We start from the raw sequence: 12,024 nt of genomic DNA on the forward strand, positions 1-12,024 counted from the left end.
ACCGATTCCGGGTCAAAATTCCCGAAGCCGATCCAGGAACGTGAAAAGAAGAGTAGACGCGGTCATTCGTCGACGTTGTCATCGCTCCACCGACCAGTACCGCAGCGATACGGGATGTGGAATTTGAAGTCTACCCGTCATTTGGGAACGCAATTTTACAGGCATCAAGGTTCAAAACCGCCCTGCCGATGATGCAGTCGGGTCTTCGCCCGTCACCGAGCCAGCACGTCGAAGCTGGGAACGTGCGGCCTCCTACCATCTTCCTTCGTGTATCGACGAATCAGCTTTCGGCAGCAACGCGGTTTAAATGGTCACAAATGCGTTCGATAGCGTCTGCCCCGAACACTTGGGTAACAGAATGACACAAGGCATTCAGTACCGATCGTTCGTCTGATTCCCTGATTTGGTGCAAGCATTGGTGCAAGCGTTCGGCGGCATCGCGATTGACCGCAGAAAACACGTCGTTTTCCTTCGCTGCTTGTTCACTGGGGGTGCAGAGGTCGCAAGTTCGAATCTTGTCATCCCGACTACCGACAAACCCCGCCAAACCAAGCGTTTCGCGGGGTTTTGTCGTCTCAGGGGTGATCAATCACTTCTTTCGCTTAGAAGGCTTGGTTGCATCAAATGTCTTGAGGATGTACCGCCGATTGAGCGGTTGTGGAAAACGCGCTTCCGATTGGAATAGCTCTAGTAACTCCATGAGCTTTTTCGTTGGCATCAGCGTTGGATCTTTAAGCACAACCCAGCTGACGCTCTCGGTAAATGGATCGGTCGTCAGCGAGCCTTGGTACCGGAAGTGCTGCTCCCATGTTTTCGGCAAGAAATTCCATGGATCGGTTAGCACCTTTGGCTCTAGTTCCTCATGCGAGCCAGCCCCCAAAACAGTCTCAATTTGCGTCATCAGTGAAGGAAAAGCAGCTCTTGCGTTTCCGGGCTCTATAAAGACTCCGACGACTGCCAGCGAGCCGTCATCCACGTTTTGATGAACGAGATGGAGTTCCATCGTATATTGCTCTCCATCAACCCAATGTTCACTTGGGTGATGGAAGTGAAACTGTCGGAGATGGAATCGCTTGGAACCAATCGTGATGTATTGTCGCACGTCAGAGGCGAACTCGACTTTCACGCCATGTTCGTCCTTGCGCACGTGCCCAAGAATGTCGCCATCCCAGTGAATCGACAGTCCTTCACTTCCGAAGTCGGCGTAGATTGCATTTTGCAGGTTGATGGGTGACTGTTGTTGGTCCGTCATACCGTTCCTTAAGCGAAATTGGATGAAGTTTGGATTGAACTAAAACTCTCGTCCACGAAGTTTCAATGAGGTGCATAAATGCTTGCTCCCTCACCCTGGTAGCTGTCGTAGATGTGTTGGTACACCGCGTCGCATTTTTGCTCGTAGAGTTCGGTGGAGTAGGCTCGGGGGAGTTCGTCGAGGACCGTCTTTACGGTAGAGTAGACGTCGGCTCGGGTGCGTTGTTTCTTTCGCCAATCGAGGACCAGCTTCGCTTCTTTGAGCGTTTGGAGCAGCATTCTGGCGACCTTCTTGACCTCGGCTTTTTCCTTGTCCGTCAAGTCGACTTCCGGCTTGGTCAACAGATCGAAGAGGGCCAGCTCTTCCTCACTGAGTTGTTCTGCGACACCGCGTTGCTCTTCCGCACTCAGTTCTTTGACGAAGTCGGTCAGCTTGGCGAAAAAGCCGTCTACATCGAGTCCCTTGGGCTCGTTGTACCGGACATCTCGGGTGTGTTGATTGCATCCCTTTGGAGTCGGCCAGGGGATTTCGCTCTGGACTTTTTGCAATCCGCTGCGAATGATTCTTGCCTTACGGTTCGCGCTGGTGCGGCGAACATTGGAGGCCGGTGGCACGGAGGTGCGATTGATGGTTGCGGTTGATTTAGGTGGTGAGTTACAAGCTGTTCAATTCGGTGATGAGCGATTGAGCAAAAGAGCGATTCAGATCGCTGAGCGATTGCAACAAAGTCCCAACGCTAGCATCCCTGCGGCGATGGGCACTAAGAACGAGCTTGATGCCTGCTACGAGTTCTTCGACAATCCGAAAGTAACGCAGCAGAAGATCCTGCAGCCGCACATTGAAGCAACCTACCGTCGCATAGAGCAGACCGACTCTGTCGTTTGCGCGCAGGACACCAGCGAAATCGATCTGACCCGCCCCAAGCAACAAGTCCAAGGTGCTGGGCCGATGGATTGCGAGTCACGCCGTGGTGCTTTTTTCCACCCGGTGGTCGCCTTCAATCTGGACGGGGTGGCGCTCGGGCTGCTCGGTCAAAAAACCTATGTTCGCGAGACCCTCAGTACGCTAACGCCATCGCAAAAGACGGATCAGCGACGCCGTACTCCTATCGAAGAGAAGGAAAGTATACGTTGGCTCGAAGGGCTTACGATGACGCATCAAGCCGCTTTGGCTTGCCCCGAGACGATCTGTGTTTGTGTCGGTGATAGCGAGGCGGATATCTATGAACTGTTCGTTGCGAAGTCTCAAATCGCAACGTCGAACTTACATATCTTGGTTCGCGCGGGGCAGAACCGAAACACGACCGATCGAGAAGATTGGAAGGATCAAGTTCGTCGTTCACCGGTAGTTGGTGAGCAAGTTGTCAACTTGCGTGCTCGCACGGCCAAAGTTGGCATTGGTAAGTCGGCACGCAGTCGTTCTCGCGAAGCTCGAACCGCTCAGCTTGAAATCCGTACGGCGGTGGTTGATGTCGCCAGGCCGATTCATGCATCGAAGGATCTTCTCGCGAGCGGCCGGGTCAATGTGGTGCTGTGCGAAGAAGTCAACGTGCCCGAAGGGGAAGATCCGATTTGCTGGATGCTGGTGACGACGCTACCGATTGATACCGAGCAAGACGTTCAGCGAGTGATCCGATGCTACTGTATCCGTTGGCAGATTGAGGTATTTTTCAAAACCTTGAAATCGGGCTGTCGGATTGAACATCGTCGATTTGAAGAGATCGATCGGATCAAGAATGCGTTGGCAATGTACGCGATCGTGGCTTGGCGATTGATGTACATCTGCCATATGGGTCGATCTTGTCCCGACGTCGGATGCGAGATCATCTTCGAACCGAGTGAATGGAAAAGTGTTTATGCAATCTTGGGGGCTGGAAATCCCTGAATCTGGCTGCCCACGCCTGGAAGATGTTGTTCGTGCGATCGCCCGGTTGGGAGGTTTCGTCGACCGCCGCAAGAATGATCCTGGAACGCAGACTTTGTGGATCGGAATGCAACGCTGCTACGACCTGTCCAACGCATGGAACAAATTCGGGCCGGGAGCCAAAAAATTTTCTCCCGACTGAGATGTCCGGTACAACGAGCCCCCGACGGGGAGAGGGGAGCCAGTGATATTGCCGACTTTTTCGTAGAAGCAGTTGGCCGTGTCGTAGCCAAGCTGCGAGAACAGGGCGATGGCCGGTTGTTCGACGAGCGTGCGGATGTTCCTCGACGAGTCTTCACTTGCTCGAATCATGGGGCTTCGAGTTGCCAGATAAAACCCAAACGAGCGAAAAAGTGAACTCGGCAAGGAGTCAAACCGATTTGCGCGGAGGCAGTGCTGAAAACACTTGCCAAGATCAAAGGTTCGCAGCCGGTTTTCGGCATCGCTGAGACCAACTAATACGCTCATTGGCGAATTTTTTCGGAATCATGTGTCACAATCGACAACTGAAGTCAGTTGTTGTTATGGAGATAAACCAGTGACATTTTTGCGTGACCGTGACCTCGCGACCTTCGAGCAGATCGTTGCCGCTCACGAAACAGCGGTGCGGGCGTTTGTGGCTGTCCGGATTGATGATCCGTTTGAAGCTCATGATCTCGCTCAGGAAGTATTTCTGTTGCTCTGGCGGAGGTTGGAAGAAATTGATCTCGACCAACCTTTGCGTCCGTGGTTGCTTGCGGTGGCCATGAATCTGGTGCGGCAGCACCGCCGAAAGAGCCGCGCAACTCCCATTGGCGGCAACGATGGAGTGCTCGAACTGCTTCATGATCGTATAGACAGCAGCGATGTTGTCGACGGCCCGGTGTTTGTGGCGCTAGAGCGTTGCCTTGGCAAGCTCGACGAGGCGGCTCGACAGCTCATCCGATGGCGGTATGAGGACGGCCTTGTGATTCGCGAGATCTGCCAGCGCGTCGGCAGTGGACATTCTGTGGTGACTATGAAGCTGCATCGCCTGCGGTCACTGCTGTTCGACTGCATTCAAACAAACACGCAGGAGGCTTCGTGATGAACCGTGACCAGCGACTGGCCGCATGGATTGAAGGCGAACTCGATGCGAACTCGAACGAGGAATTGCTTCGAGATCTTTCGGCTGACGAAAGCTTCGCGAGTGAAGCTGCGGAGCAGTTACAGATGAAACGCCTGCTAAGTTCACAAGCGATGGATGAGAATGAGTTCACGCGCGAACTGCTATTGAAGGTTCAGGCTCTGAGTCACCCTGCTCAGGTGCCACCGACCGAGCGTGCCGTGCTGAAACGGTTGCAGCAGCGTCGGTGGTGGAATCGCGCGGGCCTCATTGCTGCTGGCGTGTCTGCGGTGGCAGCCATGGTGATGTTGCTGGTCTTCCGGCCAGATCAATTTCCACCTCCTGCTCCGATGGTGCGCGTGTTGGCGACCGAGGGTGTGCAGTCGCTGGATGTGCGGGCTCTGGAGGATTCGCAGCTGGTCACGATAGAATCAGGCATTCTGGAAATCGAACTCGGTTCAGAGACTCGACTCGTGTTCGAAGGCCCCGCGGAATTCGCTGTTGTTTCAGTGAACGAGGTACGACTGGTTAGCGGCCGCTGTTACGCGGAGATGGACGAGGGTGCATCTGGCTTGCGGATCAAGACACCGTCAGGTGAAGTACTCGATCTAGGCACGCGTTTTGGTGTCGAAGTGCTGCCGTCTGAAGAAACATCGGTGCATGTGTTTGAGGGCAAGGTGGAAGTCGACCTGTCGCAGCAGCGATCGGTCCTGAGCGAAGGTGAGGCGGCCCAATGGACGTCGATCGGAGAACTCACCACGATTTCTCTGGAAGCTGAGCGATTCGTCAGTCGGTTGCCGGGCAGCGATCAACAACACACAAGATGGGTTCATTGGTCATTCGACGAGGGCAGTGGCGAATTCACTGTGCCTCAAGGCGAAGGATTTCCGGATGCCATGGAGCCTGCTCAGCTGCACGGTGCTCGTTGGATTGAGCGAGATGGTTCCGGCGCACTGGAATTCGACGGTTTGGACGACTGGGTAGAAACGGCTTTTGCAGGTCTCGGTGGAGACAAGGATCGCACGGTGGCCGCGTGGGTCAAATTGGCTCCGGACTACGGCGCGTCAAACGGTCAGGCAATCGTCGGCTGGGGTGATTTCAGCATTCTTGATCCGGATCGCCGACGCGGTGCGGCGTGGGAACTGGGAATCGGCGATACGAACGTGCCTGTCGACACGTTCGGTCGACTGAAGATCGCGGTCGGCGGGCCGTTGATCGTCGGGCACGAAGATTTGCGTGATGGAGTCTGGCATCATGTGGCCGCAGTGTATCTGGGCAATGGTGCTGCCAAAGGTCGCGGTGTCGTGCTGCTGTACGTTGATGGCCAGCTACAAAGGCGGACTTTCGGCAAGAAGCGTTTGATGCTCGATACCGACGTTCAGTCCAGCAATTCCGAACCCGTCCAGTTCGGTCGCCAGGTCATGCGAGCAACGGCTCAGCGAGAGTATTTCAAGGGCGCGATCGACGACATCTTTCTATTCAACCGTGCACTCAGCGGCGACGAAATTCGTTCCCTGATACAAACCAATTCTGCTCTATGAAAATTCTCCTACTGCTCTCACTGTTTCTGGTAGCCACGACCGTCTCGGCGGCTGAGTCCCGGCCGAATATCGTTTTGATCATCACCGATGACATGGGATTCTCTGACGTCGGTTGCTATGGCGGTGAGATCGACACGCCGAACATTGATTCACTGTCTCGCAGAGGTGTCAAGTTCTCGCAGTTCTACAACTGTGGAAAATGCGAACCAAGTCGCGCGGCTCTGATTACCGGGCATCAGTTCTGGACGCACGATCCGAACGTGGCGATTCGCAAGGACAGTCCAAACTTTGGCGAGATCATTCAGGCGGCGGGTTATCGCACGATGATGATCGGCAAGTGGCACGCGGCCGGCGTTCCGTTTCAGCGAGGATTCCATCGACACTTTGGATTCATGACGGGCGGCTGTGACTTCTTTCTCGGGAACGACACGTTCACGCTGGATGGCAAACCGTGGCCTGTGCCGAAAGACGATTTCTACGCCACATATGAGTTCACAAATTATGCCGATCAGTTCATTCGCGACGAGCATGCGGAGCATCCTGATCAACCTTTCTTCATGTACTTGGCTTACAACGCGCCCCATTCGCCCATTCAGGCACCTGCCGACCAGGTTGCGAAGTATCGCGGCAAGTACCTCAAGGGTTGGGACGTGATTCGCAAAGAACGATTCGCACGACAGCAGGCGATTGGACTCGCAGGCGACGGGTGGAATTTCCCGGACCGCCCCGAAAACGTTCCTCCGTGGGATTCGCTCGATGAGAAATCTCGCGACTTTGAAGACCTTCGTATGGCAACTTACGCCGCGATGGTTGATTGCGTCGACCAAGGCGTCGGTCGTGTGATGCGGACACTGAAAGAACTCGACATTGATGACAACACGCTGGTCATTTTCATGAACGACAACGGAGCCAGCCCCAACGATCGCGTTCGACGCGGAAACTTCGGGACGGCAGGGACAACGTGGAACGTCGGCGTCGCGTGGGCTCACGCATCCAACACTCCGATGAAATTCTACAAACGGACTCAGCACAGTGGTGGAGTCACAACACCGTTCATTGCATGTTGGCCGGACGGGATCAAGCCGCAAGCCGAGTTCAACGATCAACCGCTACACATCACCGACATTCTGCCCACGCTTATCGAAATCGCCGAGACAACATACCCACAGAACTTTGGAGGCAAACGGCATCCACCTTTGCCAGGGCGTTCGTTCGCCGACGTGCTTACCGACGGTGAAACCTTGCCGCCGATACCGCTGCATTTTTCTTTATTCAACAACATGGCTGTTGTCGATAGCGGTTGGCGAATGGTGACAGCCTACGACCAGCCGTGGCAACTTTACGACTTGACCAACGACCGTACCGAAACACGCGACGTGGCGGACTCCAATCCAAAACGTTTGCGAGAGATGCTGGAGCTACAGAAGCAGTTTTCGGAAAGACCTGACGTTCGCCTCCGACTTAAGTCCGGCGAACGTGAACCGGAATACGCCCCGATCTACAAATCGGACGGCAAGATCGGACCAGGCGCTCGCGAAAGCGTGCCCGATGAAAAGGCGTCGCTCAAACGAGTCAAGCAACGCGCCACTGGAATACAAGTTAAAGAATTGGAGTCGAAGCAATGATGAAAGCTACTGATTTACATATCCTACTGCCGCTCTTGTCATGCCTGATCATCGGCAATGTCTCAAGCGTGTCCGCTCAAGAACGTCCGTCTAACATTCTGTTCATTTACGTCGAAGACCTTGGCTATTACACCAGCGAGCGAGCCGCGCGAGAACCCAATTCAAAGATTGCCGGACTTAAGACCCCGAATCTTGATGCATTCGCAAAACAGAGCGTTGTGTTCACGCGCGCGTTTTGCGGCCAGAGCGTTTGCTCGCCCAGCAAGAGTGCGATCTACAGTGGCTTGTTGCCGCATGCAAACGGCATCTGGAGAAATGTCTTCAATCGGCATGGGAAACGAGGCGGCCCCGAAAACTGGATCCCACTTCCTGATCCGATGACGAAGGCCAACGACCCGTCAAATCTGGGCGTTGGCGGCATGCACGAGGACATTCAGACGCTGATCGAAAAGCTGAAAGCCGCCGACGTTTTCTGCGCGCTCTCGGGAAAGTTGCATGTCCAGCCCGCCCGCAAGTTCCCCTACGACGGCTTCGTTGATGCGAGCGATCTTGATTCCGTTATTAGAACTGCCGGGGAGAAGCCGTGGTTTTTCTGGTGCAATCCCGGTGACACACATGCACCGTTCTGGAAATCGGTTCGCCACAAACTGACTGACCCAAGCGACCGTAACTCCGCACCGAAAGATGTTGATCCCGCTTCAATCGAGATGCCACCATGGCTGCCCGACACTGCGAAATCCCGCGTCGATCTTGCCCAGTACTATTCCAACGTTCGTAACATCGATCAGTTCGTCGGTGAGTTGATGCAGAAACTCGAAGCATCAGGACAAGCCGATCAAACTCTGGTCGTGTTCACCGGCGACCACGGCATTCCGGTCCAACGTGGCAAGACCAGCGTCTATCCAGCCGGAACGCACGTGCCCTGTTTCGTACGGGGACCGGGTGTGGAAACCGGCCGGACGCTCAACGCACCGGTTTCGCAATTGGACTTCAACCCCACGTTTCTTGAAGTTTACGGACTAGAGGCGGAACAGGTCTGTCACGGAAGATCGCTATGGCCGATCCTTTCTGGAAAACAGGATCGCTTTGTCGACCGCTCCACCGTGATGACGGAGACGAACAACAGCTTCATGTCCACGCCCGGAAAGAAAGGCGATACGACCGCTGCCCGAGCCGTCTGTGATGGTCGCTACTACTACATTAGGAATCTCATTCAGGATAAGACGAGCCTTCCAGAATCGGAAGCCATTCATGTTGGCAGCGGCCATGGAGAATACGGTGATTCCGGACCGCAGTACGCAAACGACCTGCACGACGAAACGGTTCGACACAAGGACGACCAGCCTTTGCCATACGAACTGTTGCGGCAACTTTGCATGAGCGACGCGCCGCCGGAAGAGCTTTACGATCTCGACACGGATCCATGGGCGGTGATGAACCTGATTGATGACCCAGCCCACACTGAAGTTCTTCTGCGACTTCGCGAAGAGTTTTCCGCTTGGCGCGAGGCGACTAACGACCAAGACGTACATCCGAAACAAATTCCACGTCGACTGTCGCCGCGGTCACTCGCGAGAGGGTTAGACCGATGAATCAAGTCAGACACATGCTCGCCATATGCATCGCTCTCTGCGCAGTCAGCGAGTTTCCTGCGACATCTCTGTCAGCCGAGGAGATTCCGGCTACTCCGAATGTGTTGATGATCGCAGTCGACGATCTGAGCGACTATGTTTCGATACTTCAGAACCATCCGGGCATCAAGACGCCGAATTTTGATCGGCTGGCAAAGCGGTCGGTCAACTTCACTCGCGCCTACTGCGCCGCACCGATCTGCAATCCGTCACGCGTGGCGATCATGACGGGGCTGGCGCCGCACCATACTGGTGTCTATCAACTCGGCGATCGGCTGTCCCGATCAAAGCCAGCGTTGGCGGCAATTGCATTGGAGGAAAACTTCAAACGTCATGGTTATAACACTTATCTTACCGGTAAGTATTACCACGCCAACGAAGATCACTGGCTGCCGAAGGCGCGGCTCGATGCCGCGTGGACGCAGAGGCTTGCGCCATTCAGCAACCATGAACCGAAGCATGGCCCCAACAGAATTATCGGTGGAGGCATCCTATCCATCGGTCCGGCGTCCATCGGCGTTGAATCGATGCCTGACACAGCCATTGTCAACAACACTCGCGCCTGGTTGTCACAGAAACACGACAAACCGTTCTTGATTGTGCACGGTATCAACAAGCCACATCTCTCGTTCGTGGTCCCCCAAAGCTTCTTTGATTTGTATCCACTGGAGTCGCTTGTTCTCCCGGAGACCCCTCACGATGATTTCGACGACATCCCCGAATCCGTGAAGCAAACCTTTTTAAAGAGAGGCGATCGAAAGAAGTTTGCTCAGATCCGCAAGACCAAAAACGGCTGGAAAGAAGTGATGCAAGCGTATTTGGCCAGCATCAGTTTCTGTGATTGGGTCCTGGGTGAGATTCTTGATGCGCTCGATGCAAGCCCATACGCGGACAACACGATTGTCGTCCTGTGGTCCGATCACGGTTACCACATCGGCGAAAAGGAATGGCTGCACAAACGAGCGCTGTGGACACAGACGACTCGCGTGCCTTTCCTGATCAGTGTGCCGGGAATGGACACCGCCGGTGAGAATTGTGCCGCGCCAGTCAGTTTACTGGATATCTACCCAACGCTCTGTGAACTTTGCCACCTTGACCAAGCCGTACCGCAACTACTGGCCGGACACAGCGTGACTCCGCTGCTCAAGAATCCCAGTCAAGATTGGCCCCATGTTGCAGTGACTTCGCACGGTGAAGGCAATGCCGCTACCATCGATGCACGCTACCACTACATTCAGTACGCCGACGGCAGCGAAGAACTGTACGATCATCAGACCGATCCGCGTGAGTACAATAACCTAGCTCATCAGCCGGATCTCAATTCCGTGATCAAGCGGCTTGCTGAATCGATACCGAAGTCCTGGATTCCCGAGAACACTGGGCTGCGTAAACGCACCACAGAGTCACAGAGTGACTCAGAAGAGTGAAGTTTTGCATCCGCAATTGAAGGAGGCATACGTACCACGGAAATTGGTACTCTGTGTGACTCCGTGTCTCCTTGGTGATCACCATTCCCTCGCATCGCTGAATCTCATGAAACGACTTCTTGCTCTTTACCTTTGCTTGACAGCCTTCCAACTGAGCGTCGCCGCCGCTGACACTAGGCCGAACATCGTATTCGTGCTCGTCGATGACCAACGCAACACATCACTTGGCTGCGCGGGGCATCCGCAGATTAAAACGCCTGCGATTGATGAACTGGCACGTCAGGGCATTCGTTTCGAGAACGCGTTCGTGCAAACACCAATCTGCATGGCCAGCCGCGCAAATCTCTTTACGGGATTAACGACGACGACGCACGGGTACCACGGCAATCCGGGAAATCCCGTGAGCAAAGCAGATCTCCAGTCGAGTTTTCCGACGCTGCTTCGCACGGCCGGGTACCGGACCGCATTCTACGGCAAACAGCATGTGAAGTGGAAAAAAGGCGTCAACGGGATGAAGGAGATGTTTGACGCTCACGAAGTCTTGCATCGCAATCCGTATTTGAAACAAATGCCTGATGGCAGCCTCCGTCATGTGGATGAGATCATCGGCGACAAATCGGTCGCGTTCGTCGAGTCACAAACGAAAGAGGCCCCGTTCTTTCTTTACATGAGTTTCAACATCTCTCATGCAGAGGACAGCGATCGGCGGCCAGGGTTTCACTACCAATGGCCCGCCGAAGAGGACGGATTGTTTGAGGATGTCGAACCGCTCCGTCCCAATCTCGACGACCCAAAGTACTATGCTGCCGCCCCCGAGTTTCTCAAACACTCGCTCAACCGAGAACGTTTTTTCTGGGGCTATGACACGCCTGAAAAATATCGAGTCAACCTGCGGGCGATTTACCGGATGCTTGCCGGCATGGACCGAATCGTCAGTCGTGTGAATTCAGCTCTCAAAGAGAAAGGGCTCAATGAAAACACCATCGTTGTCTACTCAGCGGATAACGGCTACTACATGGGTGACCGTGGATTCCAGGGCAAGTGGTCGCACTTTGATCAATCGTTGCACGTGCCACTGGTCATCTACGATCCGCGAATGAAGTCGGAAAATCGTGGACGCGTCATTGATGACGCCGTGACCAGTCTTGATATTCCTGCAACGATCCTTGACCTCGCTGGCGTGCCCGTTCCGCCGAAGTATCAAGGCGTTTCGTTAAAGCCGTTTATTGATGGTGAATCCCCAAAAAATTGGCGGACCGATTTCTACTGCGAACATCATTCCGGCAATGCGAAGCTGCCGAGATGGTTCGGTGTTCGCGACGATCGCTACACCTACGCCAACTACTATAAAGATGGCGTGGAGCTGCTTTACGACCGCGAAGTCGATCCGACGGAGTTTGTCAATGTGGCCGGAGATCCAGAGTACAGCGACACCCTGACGCGACTTCGCGAAAAGGCATTGAAATACAAGCAGCAATATTCGCGAAAGTAAGCACTTCACTGATCATGAACCGTCCCGCGATTCACTTCCGTCAACAGAC

Annotated in this window: 10 protein-coding genes; 8 read left to right on the forward strand and 2 right to left on the reverse strand. The window is 54.4% G+C overall.

Annotation, left to right across the window (positions count from 1 at the left end; translation table 11 throughout):
- Positions 1–589: 589 nt before the first annotated feature.
- Together Pla52nx_RS19795 and Pla52nx_RS19800 are read right to left on the reverse strand one after the other, a co-directional pair.
- Positions 590–1,252 carry a carbonic anhydrase family protein gene (locus Pla52nx_RS19795; RefSeq protein WP_342190207.1) on the reverse strand — a complete coding sequence of 221 codons (663 nt, stop codon included), beginning with the start codon at positions 1,250–1,252 and terminating at the stop codon, positions 590–592.
- A gap of 62 nt (positions 1,253–1,314) precedes the next feature.
- Complete coding sequence (locus Pla52nx_RS19800) at positions 1,315–1,866, reverse strand: type I restriction enzyme endonuclease domain-containing protein (RefSeq protein WP_197454666.1); 552 nt, start codon at positions 1,864–1,866, stop codon at positions 1,315–1,317.
- Here Pla52nx_RS19800 and Pla52nx_RS19805 point away from each other — a divergent pair.
- The 8 genes from Pla52nx_RS19805 to Pla52nx_RS19835 all read left to right on the forward strand — a co-directional run bounded on the left by Pla52nx_RS19805 (position 1,838) and on the right by Pla52nx_RS19835 (position 11,975).
- Positions 1,838–3,136 (forward strand): IS4 family transposase, encoded by a 1,299-nt coding sequence (locus tag Pla52nx_RS19805; RefSeq protein ID WP_197454665.1) that lies wholly within the window; start codon positions 1,838–1,840, stop codon positions 3,134–3,136. The two genes, Pla52nx_RS19800 and Pla52nx_RS19805, sit on opposite strands and share 29 nt — an antisense overlap.
- On the forward strand, positions 3,108–3,317 hold the full coding sequence (locus Pla52nx_RS32985; RefSeq protein ID WP_390620392.1) for an IS4 family transposase: 210 nt from the start codon (positions 3,108–3,110) through the stop codon (positions 3,315–3,317). The genes Pla52nx_RS19805 and Pla52nx_RS32985 overlap by 29 nt, the downstream gene beginning before the upstream one ends.
- Positions 3,318–3,713: 396 nt before the next feature.
- Positions 3,714–4,241, forward strand: coding sequence for a sigma-70 family RNA polymerase sigma factor (locus tag Pla52nx_RS19810; protein WP_197454664.1), 528 nt, complete (start codon positions 3,714–3,716; stop codon positions 4,239–4,241).
- Positions 4,241–5,800, forward strand: coding sequence for a LamG-like jellyroll fold domain-containing protein (locus Pla52nx_RS19815; protein WP_146520589.1), 1,560 nt, complete (start codon positions 4,241–4,243; stop codon positions 5,798–5,800). Before Pla52nx_RS19810 ends, Pla52nx_RS19815 begins: the two co-directional genes overlap by 1 nt.
- The gene (locus tag Pla52nx_RS19820; RefSeq protein ID WP_146520588.1) at positions 5,797–7,425 is read left to right on the forward strand and encodes an arylsulfatase; all 1,629 of its coding nucleotides are present in this window, start codon (positions 5,797–5,799) and stop codon (positions 7,423–7,425) included. The genes Pla52nx_RS19815 and Pla52nx_RS19820 overlap by 4 nt, the downstream gene beginning before the upstream one ends.
- Entirely contained in the window at positions 7,422–9,017 is a 1,596-nt protein-coding gene (locus Pla52nx_RS19825; protein WP_146520587.1) for a sulfatase family protein, read from the forward strand. The genes Pla52nx_RS19820 and Pla52nx_RS19825 overlap by 4 nt, the downstream gene beginning before the upstream one ends.
- Complete coding sequence (locus tag Pla52nx_RS19830; protein WP_146520586.1) at positions 9,014–10,483, forward strand: sulfatase; 1,470 nt, start codon at positions 9,014–9,016, stop codon at positions 10,481–10,483. The genes Pla52nx_RS19825 and Pla52nx_RS19830 overlap by 4 nt, the downstream gene beginning before the upstream one ends.
- 106 nt (positions 10,484–10,589) lie before the next feature.
- Positions 10,590–11,975, forward strand: coding sequence for a sulfatase-like hydrolase/transferase (locus Pla52nx_RS19835; RefSeq protein WP_146520585.1), 1,386 nt, complete (start codon positions 10,590–10,592; stop codon positions 11,973–11,975).
- Positions 11,976–12,024: the final 49 nt, after the last annotated feature.

The organism is Stieleria varia (assembly GCF_038443385.1).
Taxonomy (GTDB): domain Bacteria; phylum Planctomycetota; class Planctomycetia; order Pirellulales; family Pirellulaceae; genus Stieleria; species Stieleria varia.